General features: G+C 36.3%; 26 protein-coding genes. 20 read left to right on the top strand and 6 right to left on the bottom strand.

The window, feature by feature from the left end:
* Positions 1-48: 48 nt before the first annotated feature.
* On the bottom strand, positions 49-1,392 hold the full coding sequence (locus AC4BBR_RS11195; protein WP_490459620.1) for a CitMHS family transporter: 1,344 nt from the start codon (positions 1,390-1,392) through the stop codon (positions 49-51).
* Positions 1,393-1,791: 399 nt separating this feature from the next.
* On the opposite strand from AC4BBR_RS11195, the gene AC4BBR_RS11190 reads away from it, so the two are divergent.
* From AC4BBR_RS11190 to AC4BBR_RS11120, 15 genes are all read left to right on the top strand, one after another.
* Positions 1,792-2,136 carry a hypothetical protein gene (locus AC4BBR_RS11190; protein ID WP_490459619.1) on the top strand — a complete coding sequence of 115 codons (345 nt, stop codon included), beginning with the start codon at positions 1,792-1,794 and terminating at the stop codon, positions 2,134-2,136.
* Between the two features lie 216 nt (positions 2,137-2,352).
* Complete coding sequence (locus tag AC4BBR_RS11185; protein WP_490459618.1) at positions 2,353-2,739, top strand: acetyl-CoA carboxylase biotin carboxyl carrier protein subunit; 387 nt, start codon at positions 2,353-2,355, stop codon at positions 2,737-2,739.
* Positions 2,740-2,782: 43 nt separating this feature from the next.
* On the top strand, positions 2,783-3,898 hold the full coding sequence (locus AC4BBR_RS11180) for a sodium ion-translocating decarboxylase subunit beta (protein ID WP_490459617.1): 1,116 nt from the start codon (positions 2,783-2,785) through the stop codon (positions 3,896-3,898).
* A 35-nt stretch (positions 3,899-3,933) separates the two neighbouring features.
* Positions 3,934-4,059 carry an OadG-related small transporter subunit gene (locus AC4BBR_RS11175; RefSeq protein ID WP_490459616.1) on the top strand — a complete coding sequence of 42 codons (126 nt, stop codon included), beginning with the start codon at positions 3,934-3,936 and terminating at the stop codon, positions 4,057-4,059.
* Between the two features lie 13 nt (positions 4,060-4,072).
* The gene (gene citC, locus AC4BBR_RS11170; RefSeq protein WP_490459615.1) at positions 4,073-5,068 is read left to right on the top strand and encodes a [citrate (pro-3S)-lyase] ligase; all 996 of its coding nucleotides are present in this window, start codon (positions 4,073-4,075) and stop codon (positions 5,066-5,068) included.
* Between the two features lie 13 nt (positions 5,069-5,081).
* On the top strand, positions 5,082-5,390 hold the full coding sequence (citD, locus tag AC4BBR_RS11165) for a citrate lyase acyl carrier protein (protein WP_490459614.1): 309 nt from the start codon (positions 5,082-5,084) through the stop codon (positions 5,388-5,390).
* Positions 5,378-6,265, top strand: a complete 888-nt coding sequence (citE, locus tag AC4BBR_RS11160) for a citrate (pro-3S)-lyase subunit beta (RefSeq protein WP_490459613.1) — start codon at positions 5,378-5,380, stop codon at positions 6,263-6,265. Before citD ends, citE begins: the two co-directional genes overlap by 13 nt.
* Position 6,266: 1 nt before the next feature.
* Positions 6,267-7,796: a citrate lyase subunit alpha gene (gene citF / locus AC4BBR_RS11155; protein ID WP_490459612.1), complete on the top strand. Its 1,530-nt coding sequence runs from the start codon at positions 6,267-6,269 to the stop codon at positions 7,794-7,796.
* Positions 7,789-8,331, top strand: coding sequence for a citrate lyase holo-[acyl-carrier protein] synthase (gene citX, locus AC4BBR_RS11150; RefSeq protein ID WP_490459611.1), 543 nt, complete (start codon positions 7,789-7,791; stop codon positions 8,329-8,331). The genes citF and citX overlap by 8 nt, the downstream gene beginning before the upstream one ends.
* Positions 8,328-9,719, top strand: a complete 1,392-nt coding sequence (locus tag AC4BBR_RS11145; RefSeq protein ID WP_490459610.1) for an oxaloacetate decarboxylase subunit alpha — start codon at positions 8,328-8,330, stop codon at positions 9,717-9,719. Before citX ends, AC4BBR_RS11145 begins: the two co-directional genes overlap by 4 nt.
* Before the next feature lie 560 nt (positions 9,720-10,279).
* Positions 10,280-12,988 carry an aconitate hydratase AcnA gene (gene acnA / locus AC4BBR_RS11140; protein WP_490459609.1) on the top strand — a complete coding sequence of 903 codons (2,709 nt, stop codon included), beginning with the start codon at positions 10,280-10,282 and terminating at the stop codon, positions 12,986-12,988.
* A 57-nt stretch (positions 12,989-13,045) separates the two neighbouring features.
* The gene (locus tag AC4BBR_RS11135) at positions 13,046-14,191 is read left to right on the top strand and encodes a citrate synthase (RefSeq protein ID WP_490459608.1); all 1,146 of its coding nucleotides are present in this window, start codon (positions 13,046-13,048) and stop codon (positions 14,189-14,191) included.
* Complete coding sequence (gene icd / locus AC4BBR_RS11130) at positions 14,188-15,462, top strand: NADP-dependent isocitrate dehydrogenase (protein WP_490459607.1); 1,275 nt, start codon at positions 14,188-14,190, stop codon at positions 15,460-15,462. The genes AC4BBR_RS11135 and icd overlap by 4 nt, the downstream gene beginning before the upstream one ends.
* A 240-nt stretch (positions 15,463-15,702) precedes the next feature.
* Positions 15,703-16,119, top strand: a complete 417-nt coding sequence (locus AC4BBR_RS11125; protein WP_490459606.1) for an SRPBCC family protein — start codon at positions 15,703-15,705, stop codon at positions 16,117-16,119.
* Complete coding sequence (locus tag AC4BBR_RS11120) at positions 16,106-16,774, top strand: DNA alkylation repair protein (protein ID WP_490459605.1); 669 nt, start codon at positions 16,106-16,108, stop codon at positions 16,772-16,774. The genes AC4BBR_RS11125 and AC4BBR_RS11120 overlap by 14 nt, the downstream gene beginning before the upstream one ends.
* 180 nt (positions 16,775-16,954) lie before the next feature.
* Here the strand turns inward: AC4BBR_RS11120 and AC4BBR_RS11115 are convergent, their stop codons facing one another.
* The 3 genes from AC4BBR_RS11115 to AC4BBR_RS11105 all read right to left on the bottom strand — a co-directional run bounded on the left by AC4BBR_RS11115 (position 16,955) and on the right by AC4BBR_RS11105 (position 19,821).
* Positions 16,955-17,155, bottom strand: a complete 201-nt coding sequence (locus tag AC4BBR_RS11115) for a cold-shock protein (protein ID WP_010760878.1) — start codon at positions 17,153-17,155, stop codon at positions 16,955-16,957.
* Positions 17,156-17,630: 475 nt separating this feature from the next.
* A complete protein-coding gene (locus AC4BBR_RS11110; protein WP_490459604.1) occupies positions 17,631-18,761 on the bottom strand; it encodes a baeRF6 domain-containing protein in 1,131 nt (376 codons plus the stop codon).
* A 679-nt stretch (positions 18,762-19,440) separates the two neighbouring features.
* Entirely contained in the window at positions 19,441-19,821 is a 381-nt protein-coding gene (locus AC4BBR_RS11105) for a DUF1093 domain-containing protein (RefSeq protein ID WP_490459603.1), read from the bottom strand.
* Positions 19,822-21,094: 1,273 nt separating this feature from the next.
* Between AC4BBR_RS11105 and AC4BBR_RS11100 the strand changes: the two genes are divergently transcribed.
* The 4 genes from AC4BBR_RS11100 (at position 21,095) to AC4BBR_RS11085 (ending at position 24,990) form a co-directional block, all read left to right on the top strand.
* Positions 21,095-22,417, top strand: a complete 1,323-nt coding sequence (locus AC4BBR_RS11100) for a DRTGG domain-containing protein (protein WP_490459602.1) — start codon at positions 21,095-21,097, stop codon at positions 22,415-22,417.
* Positions 22,418-22,430: 13 nt separating this feature from the next.
* Positions 22,431-23,381, top strand: coding sequence for a DHH family phosphoesterase (locus tag AC4BBR_RS11095; protein WP_490459601.1), 951 nt, complete (start codon positions 22,431-22,433; stop codon positions 23,379-23,381).
* 202 nt (positions 23,382-23,583) lie between these two features.
* Entirely contained in the window at positions 23,584-24,426 is an 843-nt protein-coding gene (locus AC4BBR_RS11090) for a histidine phosphatase family protein (protein WP_490459600.1), read from the top strand.
* Between the two features lie 219 nt (positions 24,427-24,645).
* Positions 24,646-24,990 (top strand): zinc ribbon domain-containing protein YjdM, encoded by a 345-nt coding sequence (locus AC4BBR_RS11085; protein WP_490459599.1) that lies wholly within the window; start codon positions 24,646-24,648, stop codon positions 24,988-24,990.
* 44 nt (positions 24,991-25,034) lie between these two features.
* Here AC4BBR_RS11085 and AC4BBR_RS11080 read toward each other — a convergent pair whose 3' ends face one another.
* On the bottom strand, positions 25,035-25,133 hold the full coding sequence (locus tag AC4BBR_RS11080) for a putative holin-like toxin (RefSeq protein WP_490462112.1): 99 nt from the start codon (positions 25,131-25,133) through the stop codon (positions 25,035-25,037).
* A 78-nt stretch (positions 25,134-25,211) separates the two neighbouring features.
* Entirely contained in the window at positions 25,212-25,535 is a 324-nt protein-coding gene (locus AC4BBR_RS11075) for a hypothetical protein (protein ID WP_490459598.1), read from the bottom strand.
* A gap of 180 nt (positions 25,536-25,715) precedes the next feature.
* Between AC4BBR_RS11075 and AC4BBR_RS11070 the strand changes: the two genes are divergently transcribed.
* The gene (locus AC4BBR_RS11070) at positions 25,716-26,891 is read left to right on the top strand and encodes a VanZ family protein (protein WP_490459597.1); all 1,176 of its coding nucleotides are present in this window, start codon (positions 25,716-25,718) and stop codon (positions 26,889-26,891) included.
* Positions 26,892-26,955 lie beyond the last annotated feature (64 nt).

The raw sequence follows: 26,955 nt of genomic DNA, 5'->3' as shown, positions 1-26,955 counted from the left end.
CGCACAGCTCTTTTTATGAAATGTACGATTTTCAATGAACAAAAATAGTTATTGCGGAATATAAAGTGGCATATGACCAGTCAAGATAATCGTTACAACAAAGATAACGAAAATTCCCAACGCCCATTTAGCTGATTCTTTTTGCCATTGCCCCATATCCAAACCAGTTAAGCGAAGTAATAGATAGATGAAGGCAACTAACGGACTTAATAAGTGGAATGCTTGCCCCATCAATGAAGCCAACGCCATTTGCATATCTGTAAATCCGTAAGCACGACCAGCTTCGGCTAAAACAGGTAAAACACCAAAGTAAAACCCGTCATTTGAAATAAAGAAAGTACCTGGAGCGGAAATCAACGCAATCACTAAGCCCAAGAAACCAGCCAATTGATTTGGAATAATTTTTGTGAAACTTTGAGCTAATGCATCTGCCATACCAGTCCCTTGGAAAAGTCCCATGAAAACGCCTGCTGCAAAAACCAAGATAACTACTTGAACAGCATCGCCGCCATTTGCCCCAATACGAGAGGATTGATCTTTTAAAACAGGATAGTTGACCATTAAGGCAATGACAGTACCAGTTAAGAATAAGAACAACGGTGGTAAACCAAGTCCAACGAACGAATCCGTTACTAACAATGCAATCAATGAAATTGTCAGGATGGCATTGAATAACCAAATCTTAGGTCTGCGGATCGCCAATGTTTCTTCGTCTGTAACAGTTGTCATTGCATCGATCTCTTCATCTGTTAATTGTTTAATTCCAAGACGAGCACGCTCTTTGCGACCCATAGAAGGCGCCACAATGAAAATCACATACAGTAATGCAATGATCATACCAGGAATCAGATACGCTAAAATTTCAGCACCAACATTTAAAACACTCATCGCACGAGCAGTCGGTCCGCCCCAAGGTAGTAAGTTCATGATCGTATTTTGTAAAATAACAATGACGGCTAAGTTCATCAATTTCATATCAAGTTTCTTATAGATAGGAATAAAAGCAGAACAGCAAATCAAGGTAGTTGTCGTTCCATCTCCATTAAGAGAAACAGCTGCAGCAACAACGGCTGTAGCGATCAAGACTTTCATGGGATCACCTTTTGCAATGTGGATCATTTTTTTTGTAATTGGGTCAAATAATCCTGCATCCAACATAATGGAAAAATAAAGAATGGCAAACAATAACATGATACCTGTAGTGGATGTTGTTTTGATTCCTTCCATAACAAAGTCTCCGATAGAGCCTTTCTTAGAAACACCCGCAAACATTGCGATTAGAGCAAAAATCAGCGGAATTAAAACTAGAGCTGTAAACGGTGACATTTTCTTTTTCATGATCACAAACATAAAGACAATGATCATCACATAAGACAAAACAGTTAATAACATTTTTTTCTCTCCTTCAACACTAAATTCGTTTTCCGAAACAATCGGGCGTCTCCTTGTGGTGTTGGGTCTATAGAAAAATAACAGTAAGATAAAATTAGAAAGCCCTTTCTTGTTTCGTTAACAAGGCTAAGTTTAATCCAAGAAACTTCAGATAAATAGACGACAAGTGGAAAAAGAACACCAAAAAAACACGAATGATAGCGGTTTCTTAAAGAGATGTTAATAAGATATTAATAAAACCTTAAATGCTCTAAAACGTTGATATAACAACGTTTTTTTGAGTTTTGGAATATTTTGTGCAAAGAGGAACAGCGAAAGAACAATTTGAGGTTGATGATTTCATTTTATTGTAATCGTTTTTACCTATAATGAATTCATAAATAGAAAGGATGTGAGTTCATGGGTCTATTTGAACGGCTGTTTAATAAAGAAAAAACAGAAATAAAAACGGATAAGCAACTGTTTTCCTCTACAATAGAGGAAAAAGAGGAGTGGCAAGAAATTGCTGGATATATCCCAGTAGAAACTACAGAATATCGATTTGTTTCATTGATCGCAACAGCAATTGCTGCAGGAGATCGTCCTGAAAGTGAGTTCATTATTAAACGCATTTTAAAAAGAACTCCAGAAGCGCAGTTGGTCTCTGTGATTGCAACTAGCATTGCATCGGCTGATAACGCAGAGAGTCAGTTTGTTATTCAGTCTATCAAGGAAAAAAAGACTGATTCGTTTTTCATTATTTAACGAAATGTTGTTATCAATGTGTTATCTAATTCCATGGGCTAACGCTACACTCTGCTCCGATCTCAACAATTCCTAAGAGCTAAAGCTCTAAGGATTGAAGGTCTTCGGAAAAAAGATAAAAATTGAATGTGACAAAAAGCATCACAGTCGATTTTTCCTATTTTTCAGTCAGAGTTGAACGAGCCCATTACACTTTTAATTTTAGGAGGAAAAGAAATGTTACGTAAGTTCAAAATCTCAATTGATGGAAAAGAGTATTTAGTAGAAATGGAAGAAATTGGCGGTGTGCCGCAAGCACCAATCGCAGCACCAGTAGCACCTGTGGCAGAAGCGACACCAGCGCCTGTCCCAGCGGATACACCAGCTCCTGTAGCAAGTACACCAGCTGGAAATGATGCAATGCCATCACCGATGCCTGGAACAATCTTGAAAATTTTGGTAAATGTTGGCGATACGGTGCAGGAAAATCAGCCATTAATGATTCTTGAAGCCATGAAAATGGAAAATGAAATCGTAGCTGGTAAAACGGGCACGGTCACAGGAATACATGTTAAGCAAGGTGATATGGTCAATCCTGGAGAACCATTAATTACAATCGGCTAAAAAAGAAAAAAGTAGTTTAATTAAAAAAGAGGAAGTGACGTTTGTGGAGACATTAATTGAAGGCGTAGTGGGCATGGGTCAGGAGCCTGGACGTATTGTAATGATGATCATCGGAGGCATCCTGATGTACTTGGGGATCAAAAAAGAGTATGAACCTACCTTACTTGTACCGATGGGATTAGGAACAATTTTAGTCAATTTTCCTAATTCTGGTGTATTAAGCGCTGGCGGAGAAGCTGGCCCGTTTCAAGTGTTGTTTGATATAGGAATTTCGACAGAGTTATTTCCATTGTTACTATTTATCGGTATTGGCGCTATGATCGATTTCGGGCCATTATTACAAAATCCATTTTTATTATTATTTGGAGCAGCCGCGCAATTTGGAATTTTCTTTACGATTATTGCGGCCGTTTTATTAGGCTTTGATTTAAATGATGCAGCTTCTATCGGAATTATCGGAGCAGCGGATGGACCAACGTCTATCTTCGTTGCGAACACGTTGAATTCGAAATACATGGGTGCGATTATGGTGGCAGCTTATTCTTATATGGCCTTGGTTCCTATTATCCAACCAGTAGCAATCAAAGCAGTTACAACAAAAAAAGAACGCAAAATCCGTATGACGTATCGTGCTGGCGAAGTATCACAAACAGCGAAGATTTTGTTCCCAGTCGTCATTACGGTTGTTGCTGGATTGGTAGCACCTGTATCTCTTCCATTAGTAGGATTTTTAATGTTTGGGAACTTGCTACGTGAGTGCGGGGTCTTAGATCGTTTATCTGTAACAGCGCAAAATGAGCTGGTAAACATAATCAGTATTGTGCTTGGCTTGGCGATTTCAGTAAAAATGCAGTATGAAGAATTTTTGCAGGTTGATACTTTAATGGTTATTGGTCTTGGATTAGTTGCCTTTGTAATGGACTCAGTTGGTGGCGTCTTGTTTGCCAAATTATTGAATCTATTTAGAAAAGAAAAAATCAATCCGATGATTGGTGCGGCAGGGATTTCTGCGTTTCCAATGTCTAGTCGAGTGATCCAAAAAATGGCAACAGACGAAGATCCGCAGAACTTTATTTTAATGCATGCTGCAGGTGCAAATGTATCTGGACAGATCGCGTCTGTTATTGCAGGTGGGTTATTATTGGCATTGCTTGCGTAGGCGTTTGATAGAAGAATAGGAAAGGAGTTTGGCTTATGTCAGCTGATTTACTAAAATCATTTGAGCTATTGATCTTTGGGTGGGGAGGCGTATTTGTTGTCATTTTTGTGATTTACTTTGCGTCTTTTATGTTAAACAAATTATTTCCACCGAAGAAGTAGGAAGTGTTAGACCATGAATGTCAGAAGAATTTGGCTTGATCGAGATCAGGTGAAAAAACAACAGTGGTCAGATTTTCTGATTACAGCTGATCTAATACCTGATGATCAGTTAGACTATACAATCGGTATCTACGATGAGGAGAAACTTGTCGGAACAGGATCGATTTTTCGAAATATTTTAAAATGTGTTGCAATTGACCCCGCTTATCAAAATGAAAACCTGCTTTCTCTCATTATTCAAGCACTACGAGAAAGGCTGCAGGAAATAGATGATCAGCATTATTTTTTGTATACCAAACCAAAAACCAGTAAGTTGTTTCATTCTTTAGGTTTTACTAAAATTGCAGCAACAACTGAACTGGTTTTTATGGAACAGGGCTTTCCTGATTTTGAAGATTATCTAGGAGAACTTAAAAAGCATCAGCGAATGACAAAGCGCAATGCAGCAATTGTAATGAATGCAAACCCATTTACAAATGGCCATTTATATTTAGTGACAGAAGCAGCTAAACGTGCGGAAACGGTTTATCTTTTTGTTTTGTCTGAGGAGCGTTCACGCTTTGATACAAAGACACGTTTTGAACTGGTAAAAGAAGGAACAAGTCATTTAGCAAATGTGGTCGTTTTGCCAACAAGAGAATATATGGTATCCAGTGCAACTTTTCCATCTTATTTTTTGAAGGATCAGGCGAAAGCTAGTGTTGCTAAAGTCCAGGCTGTTTTGGATGCCACTTTATTTAAAGAAAAGATTGCCTCTGCTCTGTCAATTTCAACCAGATTTGTTGGAGAAGAACCATTTTCACAAGTAACTGAAATTTACAATCAGGCGATGAAAAAGACTTTTGGTTCTGAATTAAAGCTGATTATTTTGCCAAGAAAAAAGATTGGTGAAGAAACTATCAGTGCTACCAGAGTGCGAGCTTTAATGGATCAGGAAAATTATGCAGCGATTAAGCCTCTTGTTCCGCCCAAAACTTTTGAAGAAATACTCAAACAAAAAAATAAGTAATGAGGTGTATATTTTGGAAATCAAACAAAACGCATCTGCTGGTACAACCGAATCAAGCGATATTATGATTACAATTGGAAAAAACAGCGGACAAGGAATTCTCATTGAACTAGACAGCAGTGTTGAAAAGCAATTTGGACGTCAAATTCGTGAAAAAATACAAGAGACCTTAACTAATTTGTCGGTTACTGACGCAAAGGTTCAGGCGATTGATAAGGGCGCATTGGATTGTACCATTCAAGCTCGAACAGTGGCGGCAGTTTTCCGCGCTGCTGGTGAAGAAAATGTAGACTGGCAGGTGTTAAATACATGGAACGCTTAAGAAGAACGATGATGTTTGTACCTGGAGCGAATGCTTCAATGCTAAGAGATGCTACCTTGTATGGGGCTGATTCGCTGATGTTTGATCTTGAAGATGCTGTTTCTTTAAAAGAAAAAGATAGTGCGCGTTTACTTGTCTATAATGCTTTACGAACATTTGATTACTCGACTGTAGAAACGGTCGTTCGAATCAATGGCTTAGATACAGTGGGGCGTCAAGATGTTGAAGCGATGGTTTTAGCAGGCGTTGATGTAATCCGCTTGCCAAAAACAGAAACAGCTCAAGATATTGTGGATGTGGCAGCTGTGATCACTGAAATGGAAACAAAATATGGCGTAAGCGTTGGGACAACAAAAATGATGGCCGCAATCGAATCGGCTGAAGGTGTTTTAAATGCGCGAGAAATTGCACAAGCAAGTGATCGCTTGATTGGTATCGCACTTGGAGCAGAAGATTATGTAACAAATATGAAAACACACCGCTATCCAGATGGACAAGAATTATTTTTTGCCCGTAGCTTTATCCTTCATTCAGCAAGAGCAGCAGGAATTGCCGCAATTGATACGGTCTATTCAGATGTTGATAATACGGAAGGCTTCTTAGCAGAAGTTAAGTTGATCAAGCAATTAGGATTTGATGGTAAGTCTGTGATTAATCCACGTCAAATACCATTAGTAAACAGTGTCTATGAACCAACAGAAAAAGAAATCCAAAATGCGAAAGAAGTTATCTGGGGCATCCGTGAAGCAGAAGCGAAAGGTTCAGGTGTCATTTCAGTGAATGGAAAAATGGTGGATAAACCAATTGTTGAACGAGCAGAGCGAGTCATTGCTTTAGCCATTGCAGCAAAATTAATTTCTGAGGAGGAAGTCTAAAATGAAAAATAATGTAGGCAAAGAAATTCCAGATAATTATGCTGAACAATATGGTTTATTTAAAGGGGAACTAGCCAATATTCATGAATACAAAGAAGCTAGCCGTAAAATCCATCCTGTTAGACCAAGAGATACGAAGCTGTTAGGTAGTTTAAAGGAGGCAATTGAAAAAACAGGATTAAAAGATGGGATGACAATCTCTTTCCATCATCATTTTAGAGAAGGCGATTTTGTTATGAACATGGTTCTAAAAGAAATCGCTGCTCTAGGAATCAAAAATTTATCGATAGCACCGAGTTCGATCGCCAATGTTCATGAACCATTGATCGATCACATCAAAAATGGTGTCGTAACCAATATCACCTCCAGTGGTTTACGTGATAAAGTTGGAGCGGCTATTTCAGAAGGAATCATGGAAAATCCAGTTGTAATCCGTTCACATGGAGGTCGTGCCAGAGCGATAGCTACGGGAGATGTCCATATCAATGTAGCATTTCTTGGGGCACCTAGTTCTGATGCTTATGGCAACGTAAATGGTACCAAAGGCAAGGCAACATGTGGTTCTCTAGGCTATGCGATGATCGATGCAAAGTATGCAGATCAAGTAGTAGTTATTACCGATAGCTTAATGCCCTATCCAAATACACCAATCAGTATTCCGCAAACCGATGTAGATTTTGTCGTAGAAGTTGATGCGATCGGTGATCCAAATGGGATAGCCAAAGGAGCAACCCGCTTTACTAAAAATCCCAAAGAACTATTGATTGCAGAATACGCCGCTAAAGTGATTACCCATTCGCCTTATTATAAAAATGGTTTTTCTTTCCAAACAGGAACAGGAGGAGCCGCCTTGGCCGTTTCTAGATTTTTAAAAGAAGCAATGATCAAAGACGGTATCACAGCAAGTTTTGCTTTAGGTGGTATCACCAATGCAATGGTTGAATTATTGGAAGAAGGGCTAGTCGAAAAAATCATTGATGTCCAAGATTTTGATCATCCCTCTGCCGTTTCTCTGGGAAAGAATGAAAATCACTACGAAATTGACGCAAATATGTATGCTTCACCATTGAGTAAAGGGTCTGTCATCAATCAATTAGATACTGCAATTCTTTCAGCATTAGAAATCGATACGAATTTTAATGTGAACGTTATTACGGGATCAGACGGGGTGATTCGTGGTGCATCTGGCGGACATTCAGATACAAGTGCTGCTTGCAAGATGAGCTTAGTGATTGCGCCTTTGATCCGAGGTCGAATTCCAACGATTGTTGAAGAAGTGAATACAGTCGTAACACCTGGCAGCAGTATTGACGTGGTGGTGACAGAAGTCGGTATAGCCATTAACCCTGAACGCCAAGATTTAATCGAGCATTTTAAAGCACTCGATGTTCCACAATTCACGATGAAAGAACTACAGGAAAAAGCTTATAACATCGTGGGTGAACCGGATGCAATCAAGTATGGAGATAAAGTGGTTGCATTGATCGAATACCGTGACGGTTCAATTATCGATGTGGTCAGAAATGTCTAAAACCTATTTAAAGGGAGAAACGATTACGTTGGTAGAAATGCTAGACGCTAGAGAAAAGCGAGTAAAAATTCAGCAAGAACTTTTACAAAAGCATCCAACATGTGCTTTATTAAGCGCTACGATGAATATCCCAGGACCTGTAAAAACGAATGAGCAGCTAAAACAAACCTTTTTGACTGTCATTAAAAAGCTAAAACCTCTTTTTCCTCCTGAAAAAATAGTTGCTCATAAACATCGAGAGTTAAAAACAGGTTCTGAATATTATCTAGTCCTTGATGAAATACCTAAAGAGCTAAAAAGAAAACTAATTGAAGTTGAAGAAACACACCAATACGGTCGCTTGATGGATTTAGATGTAATCTATTTAAAAGATAATACCTTGTGTTCAATTAGCCGTACAGAACTAAATCACAAACCAAGAACTTGTTTTATCTGCGGGAAAGAAGCAAAAATCTGTGGTCGACAAAGAGGCCATAGCGTAGAAGAAATGCAAGAAAGAATTAGTCAACTTATTGAGAAAGGAAGGATGAAATGACAAAAGAAATCCTTTTTACTGAAACCGTGCTGCGGGATGGTCAACAAAGCCAGATTGCCACACGAATGCCAACGAGTGATATGCTGCCAATTATTCAAACATTGGACGAAGCAGGTTATCATGCTTTAGAAATGTGGGGCGGGGCAACATTTGATGCTTGTATTCGTTTTTTGAATGAGGATCCTTGGGAACGCCTAAGAGCGATTCGCAAAGCAGTTAAGAACACAAAACTACAAATGCTTTTACGAGGACAAAATCTGCTTGGTTATAAAAATTATGCCGATGACGTTGTAGAAGCCTTCGTTCAAAAATCAATTGAAAACGGTATTGATAGTATTCGTGTTTTCGATGCGTTAAACGATACAAGAAACCTGCAAACATCAATTGAAGCAACAAAAAAATTCGGCGGTCAGTGTCAACCGGCTATTTCATATACGACGAGCGATTTTCATACAATCGATTACTTTGTTGGTTTGACCACAGAATTAGAAAAAATGGGTGCAGATTCAATTTGCATCAAAGATATGGCAGGAATTTTAACACCAGATGATGCGTATCGTTTGGTCACAGAGATCAAAAATAAAATCCAAGTCCCTTTAGAAGTTCATACGCACGCAACCAGCGGGATTTCTGAAATGACCTATTTGAAAGCGGTCGAAGCGGGCGCTGATATTATCGATACAGCGATTTCGTCATTTTCTGGTGGCACAAGTCAACCAGCCACAGAATCAATGGCGCTTGCGTTAGAAAATTTAGGCTATAATACCCATTTAAATATGAAAAAAGTGGCCGAAGCGGCTGATTACTTTAACCCAATTCGTGATAAATTTAGAGAAGAAGGCTTATTAAATCCTAAAGTAAAAGATACAGAGCCAAAAACGTTGATTTATAAAGTACCTGGCGGAATGCTATCGAATTTATTAAGTCAATTAACTGAGCAGGGATTAGCAGATAAGTACGAAGAAGTTTTAAAAGAAGTACCAAAAGTTCGCGCTGATTTAGGCTATCCACCACTTGTAACGCCACTATCACAAATGGTAGGAACACAAGCTGTAATGAATGTTATTAGCGGTGAGCGCTATAAAATGGTGCCAAAAGAAATCAAGGATTATGTTAAAGGATTATATGGAAAACCACCCGTTTCAATTTCAGAAGAAATGACGAAATTGATTATTGGCGACGACGAGGTGATCACAGTTAGACCTGCAGATTTATTGACACCTGAACTTGCGCAATATAAAAAAGAAATCGGAGAATATGCAAAATCGACAGAAGATGTATTGATGTATGCATTGTTCCCACAACAAGGAAAAGATTTTTTAGGTAGAAGAGAAGATCGATTTTACGATATTCCGATACAAGAAGTGAACGTTACGTTAGATATTTAGAGAAAAGAGTTGTAAAGTCTGAACCGATTTTGCAACTCCTTTTTGCTTTATAAAGATTTTTCAACGGAAATAAAAAATTTTTTTGACTGACATGAAAACGGTAAAAATAGCTAGAAATAGATGAAATATGACTTAGTAAATGTTAGTCGATATGAAATGTATTTCAGTTTTTTTATGATGTAAATTTGATTAAAAAAATCTGTGAAAACTATGTATAAAAGCTAATTTCGAGGTTGGGATAAACCTTTTTATCCTTGACATAGACTTATATATAAGAGGTTTTCTATATTACATAAATATAACATAGTTAAGTTAATTAATATGACTTTTCTCATTGTTCTACATGTTTACATTTATTTATAATGCCGTTATAATAGCTGAAATCAAGTCATGTATAAGGGTTTTTGGACATAGAGATGAATTAGGTTATTTGGTTATGTAGGGTAGATCTGCGAAAAATAAATAGAACTATGATTATGGTAACGTTCTCTATTCTCGTAGTTTCCTATTTTCCAGCCAAGATTAAATCAGAACCCAGTCAGCGTTAAAATTTAGGAGGGATGTTTTTGATTACGAATAAACAATCATCAGAAACTTTTTTTGAAATGAAGGACCAGAAGTATCACTATTATTCATTGGCTTCACTAGAAACGAAGCAACATGAATTTATTTCAACATTACCATTTAGTATTCGCGTATTATTGGAATCGTTGCTACGACAAGAAAATGGAACAGGGATCACGCAAGAGCATATCAAGCATTTAACGGAGTGGTCTTCAGAGCATGTCAATAAAGGTGAAGTTCCATTTAAACCTGCTCGAGTGATTCTCCAAGATTTTACAGGTGTCCCAGCTATAGTGGATCTAGCGTCATTGCGAAAAACAATTGCAGATTTTGGCGGAGATCCTACAACGATCAATCCAGAAGTTCCAGTAGATTTGGTTGTCGATCATTCTGTTCAAGTCGATGTTGCTGGCGTAAAACAAGCGTTGCAGCTAAATATGAAAATGGAGTTTCAACGCAATCAAGAGCGATACCGCTTTTTAAGCTGGGCACAAAAAGTCTTCGATAATTATCGTGTCGTACCGCCTGCAACAGGAATCGTTCATCAAGTCAATATTGAATATTTGGCCTCAGTTGTGACACAAAAAGAACAAGAGGATGGTACGATTTTGCTTTATCCTGATACACTAGTTGGGACAGATTCTCATACGACAATGGTCAATGCATTAGGCGTTTTAGGCTGGGGTGTTGGTGGAATCGAAGCGGAAGCCAGTATGCTTGGCGAACCGTCTTACTTCCCTATCCCAGAAGTTGTCGGTGTCCGTTTTATTAACGAATTATCTCAAGGTGCAACAGCGACAGATTTAGCACTAAAAGTAACCCAAGTGTTAAGAAAGCAAAAAGTGGTAGGGAAATTTGTTGAATTCTTTGGACCAGGTTTAGCTAAATTAAGTTTAGCGGATCGAGCGACGGTAGCAAATATGGCACCGGAGTATGGTGCAACCTGCGGATTTTTCCCTGTAGATGATGAAACGATTCGTTATCTACGACTAACAGGAAGGGAAGAGCATACGGTAGCGATAGCTGAGCATTATTTAAAAGAAAATCAATTATTCTATAATCCAAAAAAAGATCAAGAACCGAATTATACAAAAATAATTGAAATCGACCTAAGTGAAATACAAGCCAACCTTGCAGGACCAAAACGACCACAAGATTTGATTCCATTATCAGAAATGAAAACTGCATTTGAACAAGCTGTGAAAGCGCCAGCTGGCTTGCAAGGTTTCGGACTTTCTAAGAAACAACAGACAGAAAGTGTGACGTTAGATTTGGAAGGGGTACAACACCTATTAAAACCAGGGGCACTAGCGATTGCAGCGATTACCTCATGTACAAATACTTCAAATCCATTTGTTATGTTAAGCGCAGGATTAGTCGCTAAAAAGGCTGCACTACTTGGTTTAAGTGTACCAAACTATGTAAAAACTTCATTAGCACCTGGCTCAAAAGTTGTAACAGCTTATTTGAAGAAAGCAGGTTTATTACCTTATTTAGAACAATTAGGTTTTCATCTAGTGGGGTATGGCTGTACGACTTGCATAGGCAATTCAGGAGCGTTAAAGCCAGAAGTTGAAGATGTAATCAATGAAAATGATTTACTAACCGCAGGTGTGCTAAGTGGAAATCGCAATTTTGAAGGACGGATTCATCCATTAGTCAAAGCAAATTATCTCGCTTCGCCACCACTTGTCGTTTTATATGCATTAGCTGGAACTGTCGATATTGATGTATTTAATGAACCAATTGGAATTGGCGAAAACGGTATTCCAATTTATTTTAATGATTTATGGCCGTCTAGGAATGAAATTCAGGCATTAATTGATAAGTGTGTTACGCCAGAACTCTACCAAGAAGAATATGCACGGGTTTTTAGTGACAATGAAGAATGGAACAGCATAGCAACAAACGATGAACCATTATATGGTTGGGAAGAAGAATCAACGTATATTGCGAATCCGCCATATTTTACAGGAATGACAAAAGAAAGAATCCCCAGAAAGCCTCTAAAACAACTAGCTGTTTTAGCTAAATTTGGTGATTCAGTTACAACTGACCATATATCTCCTGCTGGAAGTATTCAAAAAAATAGTCCTGCAGGTCAGTATTTGGTTGAGAGAGGTGTTGGGGTTCGTGAATTTAACTCTTATGGAGCCAGGCGTGGTCATCATGAAGTGATGATGAGAGGGACTTTAGCGAATATTCGGATTCGCAATCAATTAGTTCCAAATGTCGAGGGCGGCTATACGATTTTTGCACCCACGCAAGAAAAAATGGCTATCTATGATGCTGCAATGCATTATCAAAAGCAAGGAACAAAACTAGTGATTTTAGCAGGTGATGATTATGGTATGGGATCATCAAGAGACTGGGCAGCTAAAGGGGTGCAGTTACTTGGTGTGGAAGCTGTAATTGCGAAAAGTTATGAGCGGATTCATCGTTCTAATTTAGTGATGATGGGTGTTTTACCATTACAATTTAAACCAGGTGAGGATGCGGATAGCTTAGGTTTAACAGGAACTGAACTATTTGACATTGCTATCGATGAAACAAAAGGAATTTTAGACACAGTGAATGTTACAGCAAGTAAGCCAAATGGAGAAATGATTCAATTTGAAACCATTCTGCGTTTTGACTCAGCTGTTGATATTACGTACTATCAGCATGGCGGGATTTTGCCAATGGTGATTCGTAAAAAACTTTAAGTACAAATCGGGACGAGTTTGAATGTTGTTATTTATACATGAAAGAGAGGAACTTGGATGGAGATTCACAAAGGCTTAGAAGGTGTCGTTGTTTCTGAAACAAAAATCAGTGCGATCGTAGGAAATCAGCTATTGTTTGCAGGGGTTACTATCGATGATTTAGTAGCTGAAAATGTTCAATTTGAAGAAGTGATCTATCTATTATGGTACTTAAAAATACCGACAAATCAAGAGCTAAAAAAATTTAAACAAGAACTATCTGCACAAATGACGATATCAGATACAATCATTACTTGCTTAAAAATACAAACACGCCAGAACCTTCATCCAATGAGTGTTTTGCGGTCAACGATTTCACTTTTAGGGGTGTTTGATCCAAATGCTGAAGCGACAGATGAACACTCGGCGTATCAGCAAAGTATTGCACTGCAGGCCAAAATGCCGACAATCATTGCAGCTTACGCTCGACTAAGAAAAGGGTTAGACCCGATCCCGCCGAAGAATGATTTATCGATTGCAGCAAATTTTCTTTATATGCTGACGGGAAATGAAGCGGAAGAAGTGCGAATTTCGGCGATGAATCAAGCATTAGTCTTACATGCAGATCATGATCTAAATGCAAGTACTTTTACGGCAAGAGTTTGTGCCTCGACCTTGTCAGATGTTTATTCATGCATTACAGCAGCGATTGGTTCTCTAAAAGGGCCCCTTCATGGCGGTGCAAATGAAAAAGTGTTTGATATGCTAAAAGAAATTGATTCTGAAAATCTAAATGTACAAAACTATCTAAATCAAAAATTGGACCGCAAAGAAAAAGTTATGGGCTTTGGTCATCGGGTTTATAAGACAGAAGATCCAAGAAAGAAACATTTGAAAAAACTAGCAAAAGAGTTGACCGCAATTACACAAAAAGAACAATGGTATTTTTTATCGTGTCAAGTTGAGCGCTATTTAAAAGAGACAAAAGGTTTGATCCCTAATGTCGATTTTTATTCTGCTACGGTTTATCATTGTATGGATATCGATAGTGATTTGTTCACCTTGATTTTCGCTATGAGTCGTGTTTCCGGCTGGTTAGGTCATATTAATGAGCAGAAAAAAGAGGATTGTTTGATTCGACCACGATCTCATTATATTGGTCCTAAACAGTTGAAGTATCGTGAGTGGAACACCAAATTACATTCAGGAGGAATGGAAGCATGATAAATGGAGAAAAAGTTGGTTTTGAAAATAAAAAATTGATTGTTCCGAACAATCCGATTATTCCCTTTATTGAAGGGGACGGAATTGGACCAGAAATTTGGCTAGCAGCTAAAACTGTATTTGATGCGGCAGTGGACAAGGCGTATAAAGGATCACGTAAAATTATTTGGCAAGAAGTTTTAGCCGGAGAAAAAGCTTTCAATGAAACTGGAAATTGGTTGCCAGATGAAACCTTGGAAACAATCAAAACCCATCGGATAGCGATCAAAGGACCGTTAACTACGCCAATTGGTGGTGGTTTTCGTTCGCTGAATGTGGCACTGAGGCAAGAATTAGACTTATATATTTGCTATCGACCCATTCGCTATTTTGAAGGGGTGCCGTCACCGTTAAAACAGCCAGAAAAGACAGATATGATGATTTTTAGAGAGAATACCGAAGATATTTATGCTGGGATCGAATTTTCAGCTGAAAGTCCAGAAGCAGAAAAATTGATCGCGTATTTAGAAACAGCGTTTGGTGTCAATAAAATTCGTTTTCCAAAATCATCAGCAATCGGTATCAAACCTGTTTCTAAAGAAGGAACACAACGATTAGTTCGAGGAGCGATTGAACATGCGTTAAACAATAATTGTAAATCAGTAACGCTAGTTCACAAAGGAAATATCATGAAGTTTACAGAAGGCGGATTTAAAAACTGGGGTTACGCTTTAGCTGAAAGAGAATTTGGAGACAAGGTTTTTACATGGGAAAAATATTTAGAAATCAAAAATAATGAAGGAAAGTTTGCAGCGGATCAACAGTTAAAAGAGGCAGAAAAAGCAGGAAAACTAATCATAAAAGATCGGATTGCCGATATCTTCTTACAAGATATTTTGTTACACCCTGAAAATTATGATGTGATTGCAACCTTGAACTTAAATGGTGATTATATTTCAGATGCATTAGCAGCTCAAGTTGGTGGAATCGGAATTGCTCCAGGCGCCAATTTAAATTTAGAAACAGGTCATGGAATCTTTGAAGCAACTCACGGAACGGCACCAGAATTTGCAGGCTTAAATCAGTTGAATCCATCGTCGTTACTCTTATCTGGTGTATTAATGTTTGATTATTTAGGCTGGAATGAGGTTAGTCAACTGATCACGGAAAGTATCGAAACAGCGTTAATAAATAAAACAGTAACAAAAGATTTTGCAGACCAAATGGAAGGTGCGACTTTAGTAAGTTGTTCTGGTTTTGGAGAAGAGTTAGTGCGATTGATTAATCGCTAATTAAAAGTGAGCACAAGATAAAGCTAAAAATTAGTTTTATCTTGCGCTCTAAATCTGAATAAACAGCGAGAAAAAGCAAACTACACTACGTTTCGATCACATCAAATTCTAAGCGCTAAAGCTCTAAGCGTTGAAGGTTATCGGAAATAACACGATTATAATAATATATTGTAGCCAAACTACCTGTTGATTGACTTATACAATTATGAGAAAATGAAGTAAATTCGATTGGAGTAAATAATGAATAAAAAATCAACTATTGAGTATAAATTAAAGTATAATGTATCTGCTGTTTGGAAAGTCGTAACAGATAATACTAACTATTCGTGGCGTAGTGATATTGTGCGTATTGAAATTCTGAGCCCAACTAATTTTATAGAATACTATAGAGGTGGTGGGCAGACAGCGTTCAATAGTGTGAATAAAAAAGAAAAGCATCTTTATCAGTTTGAGATGAAAAATAAAATATTCTCTGGAAGATGGATTGGTGAGTTTTTTGAAATTGATGAGGATACTACGAAATTAGTTTTTACAGAAGATATTCATTTTGCAAATCCTTTATTTTATATATTGTCATTTTTTTTAATTAATCTTAAAAATATTCAAGAAACCTACATAAAAGATTTGGAAAAGGAGCTTCAAAATGAAAATGGATGAAATAATTACTTATCTGCAAAATAATGCTTCAGATAAATTTAAGAAAAACATCGTTAAATTAGGAATCCCTAAGGAAAATACTTTTGGCGTATCAACTACTGAATTACGTAAATTGGCTAAAAAAATCCCTAAAGAAAAAAGGGTTAAAATTGATTTATGGTTAACCAATTACCACGAATGTAAGATATTGGCTATTCTAGCGCTCAAACCAAATGAGTGTACCGAAAAAGATATTGATTTATTTATGGATGGTATTATTTCGTGGGACTTATGTGATTTATTCTGTAAAAGTATATTAATTAAAAGACCTGATTTTGACCAATACATAAACAAATGGATTCGCTCTGAAAGTTTATTTTATAAACGGGCATCTTTTACGTTAATTGCCAGTACTTCTACTCATGCTTCTCTATCAATAAGTGAAATTAAGACATACTTAGAACTAATAGATAAAAATGCGGACGATGAACGTTTATTGATAAAAAAAGCGGCTTCTTGGGCGCTTAGAGAACTGGGAAAGACCAATGAAGAGGCTAAAGAATTTAGTATTCTTGCCGCTAATAATATGAAAAATGATGGTTCGAAGGCTAAAGAATGGGTAGCGAAAGATGCATTAAAAGAACTACAAACTCTAGTTACTGTTAGTGGAAGGTAAAGGCTCATTTCGTCAAAATCGGAGATGGGAAAGCAGGGTATGGCTGATTAGGTATCTTGTTTTACAAAAATTTGCAGAATAATCTTCGTGAATTTCAGCTTATTTCTCGGCCTTATTTTTTAGACATAAAAAAACCTGACGAATATTCGCCAGGTTTTGAATTTACTAAGGTTAAGTTAATTAAGCTTTGTTAACGTTAGTAGCTTGAGGACCACGTTGGCCTTCTTCAACGTCGAAAGTCACTGCTTGACCTTCTTCTAAAGTTTTGAATCCGTCGCCTTGGATAGCTGAGAAATGTACGAATACATCGTTACCATTTTCTGCAGTGATAAATCCAAAACCTTTGTCTGAGTTAAACCATTTTACTGTACCTGTTTCCATAATAAAAATCCTCCTTGTGATATACACATATTTTGCAATTACTTGAAAGGTGAAAATGTGGAAGATGTTTATTTGAAACAGCTACACATATATTACCGAACAAAAACTACACTACTAATATAACATATTTAACACCGCTTGACTAGTAATATCTCCTCTAAAAATAAAAATTTGTTAAGAAATAAAGATTATTTGTCAAAAAAACTTATTTCTGTTATAGTATAGTAGTATTGAGCGTTAAATATGAAAGTAATGATAGAGTTATATCGTAGAAATCTATTCCGAAGGCGCAGCCCTGGAGCTGCATAGATTTGAAAGTAGGAAGGGTTCAGATTGTTTAGATGAGAATAAGGTTATCTTTACTAATAGATAGTTTTTGAATGGTTTTATAGCTAACAAAATATTTAATTAACTTAATTAAAGAGCCACTCAATGTATCTGTTGAGTGGCTCTTGTCCATTTTATGGATGAAAAATTAGTAGCGTAGAATAGCCAATAAGGTTTTTTCGTCAGGAGAAGCTTTTTGATCTAAAACAAACACTTTTCCACCTGTTCTAAGAACATTGTCTGTTACTTTATTTAAGATTTTTCGACGATCAAATTCTTCTGTTGACATGTCCGTTGTTTCATTAACAAAATTAGCAGTAGAAATAAAGAAATGAGAAACTTTTCCTTCATCAGATGCGGGAACGATATCAACAAGCTGGTCGACGAATTTTTTGTCTAGCAACTGATTATAGGCTTTTGTTTCTATTGCTTCTAGTTCTTGATTAATTTTATGTGCTCCTTTTTCAATAGCTTGAAAAGAAATTTGTGCAGGAGAAAAAGACACAGAAGCATCCGTTGCCAAATAAGGATTTTTGGCAATCTTTTTAAAAAGTGTTTGGTTTTCTGGTAAAGCATATAAACGAATTGGCAAGTTATCGAGGTTTACAAATGAGTCTTTTAAATAATTATCAATTGCTTGATAGTAATTTGTCCAATCGATTTTTACTTCTTCATCTTTTGTATTTACACCATGATAGGCCACACCTTCTTTTGAAGAGCCATTGTATCCGCTACCGCCATGGGTTGAATAGTTCATATTACCGCCAGTTAGTTCATCACCTAAGGCGCCAACTAGATCAGTTGGTGCGTCCGTTGGTAAATCAACTGTTGTCACCTGATTGTCTTCAACTAAATAAAGTTTCATAGAATCACGGTTTAAAGCCATTAAATAATAGCGATAATTGAATTGATTGTTTTTAATGATTCCTAAAAGATAAGGTCTATCATCAACATAATATTGATTGTCAACAGAAACATTTAGTCGATGGATAAAGATATCTTTTTCACTAATAATAATTGATACGCTTTTTGTAGCGTTCCGCCAAAATGATGCGTCAGCAAGTAACGCAGTAATCTTTTCTTGAAACGGGGTCCAAGATAAATCAATATATTTTTTTTCGAAGCGAATTTTCGCCGCTTTAGCAAAATTTTTAAATGCTAAAGAATCTTTTTCGATATCTTGGTGAGCGACATGAGTATTCAGAATAAATGTTACAAAAGGACCTTGAACTTCGTCAGAGAATAGAACAGATAAATTGTCTTTTTCTTGATCTAACATAATACATTCCTCCTAAATTTGAGAGCGGAACAAATCAGTTAATCCTGTAGAAAATTAGAGAATCGCGTTGTAACATTGACTGTTTATCTATTTTTCTAAGGATCGATTTGCACAGCTAGATATGATTAGAAGCTAAATGAGACTACCTCATAAAGCTAAATAATACACCAGTAACATTTCTTTGGTATTAACAAAAGTGTAGCACAGGCATAAAAATGTTTAAACTAATAAGGTTTGGAAGAATAGAAACAAGAGAAATGCCAAAAAGTTTTCTATGAGGAATTCCTCATAGTTTTTTTATGAAATACAAAATTGAGGTTCATTTCCATTTTAAATTGAGATGCTACAATAATTCCATGCCAATTATCCCGAATTGGTTTTTCATACTTACTCCTACCAAGAGTAAATAACAACCTTCATTTCCACCACAGACGACGGTCGTGGTGGTTTTTTTTGTTCTTAAGCTTATATCTTCTGCGATTAAAAAGGTAGTAGGATGTTGAGTTAGTTTTTGTCAAGTAGACACACTAAATAATAGAATCTAACCAAGCTGTTAAATGTGATAATGTATTGTACTAGTTGTTTTTAGGTGTTTGCATAATTTAACGGATCCACAGACTTCCTCGATTTTTTGCTAAATTTACAAAACGTTCGTGTGATCCCATTTTGTCTGTTCCAGTTACTTTAGAGAGTGTAATTTATTTAACGCTTCTTTGGGAATTGAGGATTCTTTAACGACTGTAGGCAGTTCACTCACTCTGTGTTTACTCAATTTTGCTTTTACATAAGAGTTAGGTTCCAAAGGAGTCGGTGTTTCCCCAGAAATTTCTATTTCCCGTACATCGACGGAACCATTTTTTTTAACAAAGGTTAATTTATAACTGTAGGAGTAGATTCCATTCACAGCTTTTCCACTCATATCAAGAGCAGCTTTTTTTTCTGGTATTTCTAAGGGAACTTTAGCATAGGCTTCAACACCAACATATGTTTCAGAGTAGTATTGATAACCGAAAAAAACAGCAAAGATCAGTATAATTAGTACAGGCAATGTATGTTTCATTTTGTATAACCTCCATATAATTTATTTATATGAAAGATAACAAATGACAAAGTAATGAGACAATCGAAAAACATGTGAATTGTGTAAGACAACAGAACAAATTTGTAATATGGGATGGGGAAAAATAGAAAAAGAAGATAGACTCAAAATATACTAAGATTAGAGGATAAAGTCATCAACGGATGAGTTTACCTCTCTATCTTAAATATTTGATAGGTTTTTTTCGTTTCAAAATATCCATATAATTTATAAACAAAATCATATTGAAATACACAAATGTTAATACTAACATAGTTACAATTGACTTATCTAGAAAAAATATACATGTATTAGCAAATGCTAAAAGGAGGAGTTCGGGTTTAGATTGCTCGGATTAGCAGTCTAAATTCAAGAAGAGCATAAGGGAAATCAGTACCCAAAATACCAGGTATCCTAGCAGCTCTAGGTGATTTGTGTGGCTACATAGGAAAGAGGTTAGGAGCGCACATCTTTTAAACCGACACGACCACTAAAATTCATAGTGTTCATTTATACCTACCTTTTGAAAAGGTGGGATTTTTCGTGTAGCTACTTTCTACCGATCAAACCAAAAATCAGGAATTTCTCTGGAGACAATACCACTGTTTTCGGTAACAAAAATGTAAAATGAGCAATTATTAATTGTACGTAAAATTTGTTAGAAGTTTTTTGTACCTCTGAATTTTTTTGAAAACTATCGACGGATTCCATCTATTTATCTCTTTGAACAGTGTAAACAATCTATTTTTTCATCATTTTTTAATGGCAATAAAAAATTGGTTGACGGATGAATTTTCGGAATTTTATAAGAATGATCCTATTAAATAAGTAAAATTATGTTTGTTTATTTTTAACTTCTGTTACAATAAAAGAAGATTGACTGTACTAAAATGTAGAATTTTTTGTTATACTTTTTAAATGAAGTCAATAACTGAAGAAGTTATATCTGTTTCAAAAACGACTGAAAATGAATTGAAACAGCTTACTTACTAAAAAAGAAGATTCTGATTCTTATAAAAATTACGAGTGATTAATGAAGAGTCAAAAGAAACCAAAGGAATAAATACTCAAAACTATAGATCGTTCATCTGACTGCGTAAAACTGTTTTTTTGTCTAGCTTCGCATGCTAACACTTCGGAAAACAGAGCTGAACTAGCTTAATGCGCTTTTAAATCCATCTAGCTTCACGAGCTAGTCTTTCGGGGAAAAGACTGAACCGGCTCCATTACGCTTTTAAACTACGAGGAGGATATTATGGCTACGAAACATGATCAAATATTAAAATATATTGAAGGATTGCCGATTGGTGACCGCATTTCTGTTAGAAGTATTGCCAAAAATCTTGGTGTCAGCGAAGGGACTGCTTATCGAGCAATTAAAGATGCTGAAAACATTGGATTAGTCTCAACGATTCAACGTGTGGGGACAATCCGGATTGAGCGGAAACTTAAAAAAAATATTGAAAAACTAACATTTGGCGAAGTTGTTCGAATTATCGAAGGAGATGTTCTAGGTGGTTCTGCTGGGTTAGATAAGGTCTTAAATAAGTTTGTAATCGGTGCAATGACTGAAAAAGCGATGACTCGATATATTACACCAGGATCATTGATGATCGTTGGGAATCGCCAAGGCGTTCAGAAATTAGCGTTAGAAAATGGTGCTGCGGTTTTGATTACTGGTGGATTTGATACGGAGATCGAAATTGCTGAGCTGGCAGATGAATTAGAAATGCCTGTATTAAGAACAACCTACGATACGTTTACAGTTGCCACAATGATCAATCGGGCATTGAGTGATCAGTTGATAAAAAAAGATATTATGCTGGTCAGTGATATTTATACAACATTAGAAAAAACAAATTATTTATTTTCAACGAATACCATTGCAGATTATCAAAAACTTTCTGAAAAAACCCAGCATTCGCGTTTTCCTGTAGTAAATAAAAGTCTGCGCTTGGTAGGAATTATCACAGCTAAAGATGTATTAGGTAAAACAGAAACATCGGCGATGGATAAAGTCATGACAAAAGATCCAATTGTAGCGAAAAAAATGATGAGTGTGGCTAGTGTCAGCCATCAAATGATTTGGGACGGCTTGGAAGTAATGCCAGTTGTTGAAGATGATCTATCTTTAGTAGGTTTTGTATCACGGCAAGATGTCATGAAAGCAATGCAGCTCGTTCAGCGACAACCGCAAATTGCTGATACGATTTCAGATCAAATTTCTGGAGAAGTAATGCCAGTAGAAGAGGGAAGTAAGTCAGATGAATCTCAGTTCAAATTTTCTGTTACGCCTCAAATGGTTAACAGTGTAGGGACAATTTCCTTTGGTGTATTAAGTGAAATCATCTCAAATGTGACGCAACGCACGATGATCACCAACCAAAGAAGAAATGTTTTAATCGAACAAATGAGTTTACACTATTTGCGTTTGATTCAATTAGAAAGTGAACTGGATATTCGTCCAAGAGTCTTAGAAATCGGACGTCGTTCAGCGAAATTGGATATAGAAGTTTATTTAGAGAATGCGCTTGTGGCTAAGGCAATTGTTGTTTGTCAAGTAATGGAGCGTACTTAGGAGGAAGCAAGTTATGGATGTTGCAAAAGAAATTTTAATAAAAATTAAAACATATCAAACAATTATTGTTCATCGTCATCAACGACCCGATCCAGATGCACTTGGTTCACAAGTTGGTTTAGCAGAGATTCTGAGAGAGAGCTTTCCAGATAAAAATATTTATCAAGTAGGTGGATCTGTCGAAGGGTTAGAATTTTTAGCTGAAATGGATAAAGTGTCGGATGAGACATATCAAAATGCGTTAGTGATCGTCACTGATACAGCTAATTCGCCTAGAATTAGCGATGAGCGCTATGATTTAGGTACAGAATTAATCAAAATCGATCATCATCCAAACGATGATCCATATGGTGATTTAGTTTGGGTTGATACAAAAGCGAGTAGCTGTAGTGAGATTATCGCTGATTTTTATTCTCTTAATAAAGAGGAATTGACTATGAATAACAATGCCGCTCGTTTGTTATATGCTGGAATCATTGGGGACACAGGAAGATTTTTATATCCATCAACAACATCTCATACATTAGAAGTAGCCGCTGAGTTAATGACTTACGATTTTAACGTTGCAGAATTGAATCGTGAATTAGAACAAATTCCGATGAACGTTGCTAAGTTAGCTGGATATGTGTATCAAAATATTGAAGTAGATGAGTATGGCGCCGCTAAAGTTATATTACCACAGGCATTACTTAATGAATATGGGATCGTGGATTCTGAGACGGCCTCAATCGTGTCGTTACCTGGTGTGATTGATGAAGTTTTAGCATGGGGAATTTTTGTGGAGCAGCCAGAGGGCTATTACAGAGTACGTTTACGTTCAAAAGGACCTGTGATTAATGAATTGGCTAAAAAGCATCATGGTGGTGGACATCCTCTGGCCAGTGGTGCGAATGCTAAAAATCAAGAGGAAGTTGCTGAAGTTTATAATGAGATTCAGCAGTTATGCAAAGAATATAAAAAATAGTAGATGAAAGCATTTACATATAATGTGACATCCGTTATACTAAAGCTAGTTAAATAGTGGATAGTGATTGTTTAAAACAAGCTAAACCTGATTGTGCCAAATAACTTTATTTGGTGTAGTTGGGTTTTTTCTTTTTTCAACAAATAAAAACATCTAACGACTGTTTAACTAAAATAAGAAATAGTTTTGAGGAGGAAATAGGATGAAATTGAAAAAGGTAGTTGTTGGTGTTGCATTATTGTCAATGGTTTTAGCTGGATGTAGTAAGGGAACCGCTAAAGAAGAAAAGAAAGCTGATACGAAAGAAAAAGGAAATTCTGAAGTAGTAATCTATCTTGCGCGCCATGGTAAAACAATGCTGAATACAGTGGATCGTTCTCAAGGGTGGATCGATGCACCGTTGACACCTGCTGGCGTTGAAGTAGCGGAACAATTGGGTAAAGGATTATCAGATATTACCTTTGATAAAGTAGTGACGAGTGACAGTGGACGTGCAATTGAAACGGCTGAATTAGTATTGAAAAATAACGGCCAAGAAAAATTAACAAAAGAAATGACAAAAGATAAACGTTTAAGAGAATATAATTTTGGCACGTATGAAGGCTTAATGAATGAAGAAATGCTAACAGCTGTCGCAAAAGAACAAGGGAAAACGTATGAAGAATATAATGAATGGATGAAAGAAGTCGGTTTCTATAAAGGGATCATCGAATTTGCAGATGTATTATCTAAATTAGATAAGAAAAATGTTGAAGAAGGAGCAAACTGGCCAGCAGAAGATAGTAAAACAATTGTAGCTCGTCTAACAGCTGGTTTGGATGAAATTGTAAAGGAAGCCGAAAATGAGGGTGCTGACAATGTTTTAGTTGTATCACATGGAATGAGCATTATTACGTTACTAGGTGAACTGGATGCAAATGCAGACTTACCAGATGGCGGATTAAAAAATGCTAGTATCTCAAAAGTAACGTACAGAGATGGTAAATATACCGTTGATAGTGTAAACGACCTTTCTTATGTAGAAAAAGGCAAAGAGCGTAAATAAAAATTTTACCAATAAAATTCCCTCAAAAAAATGGGTCTTTCTTTTCAAGGAGAAGTACGATAAAATGAATTGACAACATTTTGAAGGATAGCTGTTATTTTTTTGTTTTACTCATTAAGAAGAATAGCGATCAAGACCTATTAAGAAGAAGAGCCGTTACTCCAAGAATCTGATGTAGATGTAAGGGAGATCGGATCGATAAAGAAGAGGAGAATTTAAATGGAAAATTTACCAAGCTGCCCTGAATGTGGCTCAACATACACTTATGAGGATCGTGGCATGATAATTTGTCCTGAATGCGGACATGAATGGTCACCAGTAGATGCAGCAGAAGATACAGTGGCTGTCATTAAAGATTCAAATGGCAATGTGTTATCTGATGGTGATAATGTGACTGTTATCAAAGATTTAAAAGTCAAAGGGGCAAGTGGTGCAATCAAACAAGGAACGAAGGTTAAAGGCATTCGTTTAGTGGTTGATGCAGCAGATGGTCATAATATTGATTGTAAGGTTGAAGGCTTTGGGCCGATGAAATTGAAATCTGAGTTTGTGAAGAAGAATTAAAAGCTAGATTTAAACAATATAATGTATTAATTTTTTAGAGGGTGTCAGGAATTGGAATTCGGGCACCCTATTTTTTTGTCTTTAAGTAATTCTACAATCAGTTTGATCAAAGTGATGATAAACATACCAAAGCTTAAAACCAGCTGAATTGCTTTTAATGCGAGACAACAGGCATTCTTCTGTTGCTGAGAAACAAAGTGAATAATTTTATGGATGTATGACTAATTCGAATCTTCCCGAAAAGACTTCACTCTTTTCACACCTCGCCAAAGATTAAGAATAGCTAATACTCCGCCTAAAACAAGTGGAATCCATAATAATTCTGATGAGTAGTTTAACTTGTTTAGTTGCTCAGTAGAATGATTCTCTTCCAAAATCCACAAACCTTGTAACACCTGAAAACTAAACGCCATCATAAACGTTGCAATCAGCAAAAGAACAAACCCAATATAATGCAGTTTAGTTTTTTTTCTAATAATAGCAAATACAACGTATAAAAAAAGTAGAAAGATAGGAACGCCAAAAGCAAAGTATGGATTTAACATAAAAAAGCCTCCGTATGTAAAAATTGAATAATATAAATTAGATAGAGTATTATTGCTCTACAACTCAATCATACTGCAATTTTTTCAATTTGCAAAATATATTTTTTGTTAAAGCAATAGCTATTGAATATGACAAAATTTCTATTTTCTACTAAACTAAAGAAGAAGGAGTGATTCTAGATGTCAGCATATGCTGTACCCATCAAAACAGCAATGATCGTTTTTCCTTTTTTGGCGTTTGCAATTTCGTTTGTGTTTGTTATTCGTGAATACCGGAAATACGGAACCTTTTTATTCAGGAGAGCCCTTATACTTTATTCGTTTGTTTTCTATTTATTATGTGCTTATTTTTTAATTATTTTACCATTACCATCTCGTGTGGAAGTGGCGCAATATACCAGTCAATATTCAGAATTGCGGCCATTTTATTTCGTTAGTCGTTTTTTACAGGAGTCTGTATTGAATATCCATGATCCGAGTACATTTGTTCCAGCGCTTAGACAGGGAGTCGTTTTAGAACCTGTATTCAATATTCTGTTGCTAGTGCCATTTGGGGTGTATTTACGTTACTATTACAAATTTTCATTTAAAAAAGTTGTTCTTACTAGTTTTCTCTTGTCATTATTTTTTGAGCTGACGCAGTTGAGTGGTTTGTACTTTATTTATCCTAGACCTTATCGTTTAGCGGATGTAAATGATTTAATCAATAATACATTCGGTGGAATTGTCGGTTATGCGATTACCCCGATGCTGACATTTTTATTTCCAACGAGAGATGAATTGGATGAGGCGGCGTACAAAAAGGGACAGTCGGTTAGTTTGTTTAGACGTTTAGTTGCTTTTTTGATCGATTGGTTTGTGATTTCGATTATTCAACCCCTTGGGAAGTTTCTTCTGAATTTCATACCAGAGTATAAACAATGGTTTACAGGATATTCTGTACTTGAAGAGCGTTTATGGTTCTTCATTATGGTATTGTTAGTCTTTATGTTATTGCCGAAGCTTACAAATGGAGAAACGCTTGGGAAAAAAATTGTTCGTATTCAGGTTGTAGAAGAAGGTCGTGAAAAAATTCGTTTTAGAGCACTGTTCATTCGGTATGGTTATTTGTATTTTGTATATGGCTTGATCAGTTTATACATGACTAGTTCAGCTGGTTTACTAAATTCAACGAATCGCATGTTACAGCTCGTGAGTTTTATGCTGTTTCTATTTTGTTCATTTTTACTACTGCTATTTTTCATCAATGTTTTCTATGTATTGGTCAGAAAAAAACGTCGTCTGTTTTACGAAAAGGCAAGTCATACCTATACGATTAGTACGATAAAAGATCAGAAAAATAGAGAAAATGAATAAGGATTTACGGTTTTTGTGGTATAATGCATGAGGACTTACAGAACAAGTTTGAAAGAGGTGAGGT

It is taken from the genome of Enterococcus sp. AMC1251 (genome assembly GCF_058216535.1).
Note: the sequence above shows the minus strand (reverse complement) of the source record. Positions and strands in the feature narration are given on the sequence as shown.

Bases quoted from the DNA above. Each gene is read 5' to 3' on its own strand.
- AC4BBR_RS11195 (WP_490459620.1), bottom strand. From the start codon at position 1,392: ATGTTATTAACTGTTTTGTCTTATGTGATGATCATTGTCTTTATGTTT.
- AC4BBR_RS11190 (WP_490459619.1), top strand. From the start codon at position 1,792: ATGGGTCTATTTGAACGGCTGTTTAATAAAGAAAAAACAGAAATAAAA.
- AC4BBR_RS11185 (WP_490459618.1), top strand. From the start codon at position 2,353: ATGTTACGTAAGTTCAAAATCTCAATTGATGGAAAAGAGTATTTAGTA.
- AC4BBR_RS11175 (WP_490459616.1), top strand. From the start codon at position 3,934: ATGTCAGCTGATTTACTAAAATCATTTGAGCTATTGATCTTTGGGTGG.
- citC (WP_490459615.1), top strand. From the start codon at position 4,073: ATGAATGTCAGAAGAATTTGGCTTGATCGAGATCAGGTGAAAAAACAA.
- citE (WP_490459613.1), top strand. From the start codon at position 5,378: ATGGAACGCTTAAGAAGAACGATGATGTTTGTACCTGGAGCGAATGCT.
- citF (WP_490459612.1), top strand. From the start codon at position 6,267: ATGAAAAATAATGTAGGCAAAGAAATTCCAGATAATTATGCTGAACAA.
- citX (WP_490459611.1), top strand. From the start codon at position 7,789: ATGTCTAAAACCTATTTAAAGGGAGAAACGATTACGTTGGTAGAAATG.
- AC4BBR_RS11145 (WP_490459610.1), top strand. From the start codon at position 8,328: ATGACAAAAGAAATCCTTTTTACTGAAACCGTGCTGCGGGATGGTCAA.
- acnA (WP_490459609.1), top strand. From the start codon at position 10,280: ATGTTTTTGATTACGAATAAACAATCATCAGAAACTTTTTTTGAAATG.
- AC4BBR_RS11135 (WP_490459608.1), top strand. From the start codon at position 13,046: ATGGAGATTCACAAAGGCTTAGAAGGTGTCGTTGTTTCTGAAACAAAA.
- icd (WP_490459607.1), top strand. From the start codon at position 14,188: ATGATAAATGGAGAAAAAGTTGGTTTTGAAAATAAAAAATTGATTGTT.
- AC4BBR_RS11125 (WP_490459606.1), top strand. From the start codon at position 15,703: ATGAATAAAAAATCAACTATTGAGTATAAATTAAAGTATAATGTATCT.
- AC4BBR_RS11120 (WP_490459605.1), top strand. From the start codon at position 16,106: ATGAAAATGGATGAAATAATTACTTATCTGCAAAATAATGCTTCAGAT.
- AC4BBR_RS11115 (WP_010760878.1), bottom strand. From the start codon at position 17,155: ATGGAAACAGGTACAGTAAAATGGTTTAACTCAGACAAAGGTTTTGGA.
- AC4BBR_RS11110 (WP_490459604.1), bottom strand. From the start codon at position 18,761: ATGTTAGATCAAGAAAAAGACAATTTATCTGTTCTATTCTCTGACGAA.
- AC4BBR_RS11105 (WP_490459603.1), bottom strand. From the start codon at position 19,821: ATGAAACATACATTGCCTGTACTAATTATACTGATCTTTGCTGTTTTT.
- AC4BBR_RS11100 (WP_490459602.1), top strand. From the start codon at position 21,095: ATGGCTACGAAACATGATCAAATATTAAAATATATTGAAGGATTGCCG.
- AC4BBR_RS11095 (WP_490459601.1), top strand. From the start codon at position 22,431: ATGGATGTTGCAAAAGAAATTTTAATAAAAATTAAAACATATCAAACA.
- AC4BBR_RS11090 (WP_490459600.1), top strand. From the start codon at position 23,584: ATGAAATTGAAAAAGGTAGTTGTTGGTGTTGCATTATTGTCAATGGTT.
- AC4BBR_RS11085 (WP_490459599.1), top strand. From the start codon at position 24,646: ATGGAAAATTTACCAAGCTGCCCTGAATGTGGCTCAACATACACTTAT.
- AC4BBR_RS11075 (WP_490459598.1), bottom strand. From the start codon at position 25,535: ATGTTAAATCCATACTTTGCTTTTGGCGTTCCTATCTTTCTACTTTTT.
- AC4BBR_RS11070 (WP_490459597.1), top strand. From the start codon at position 25,716: ATGTCAGCATATGCTGTACCCATCAAAACAGCAATGATCGTTTTTCCT.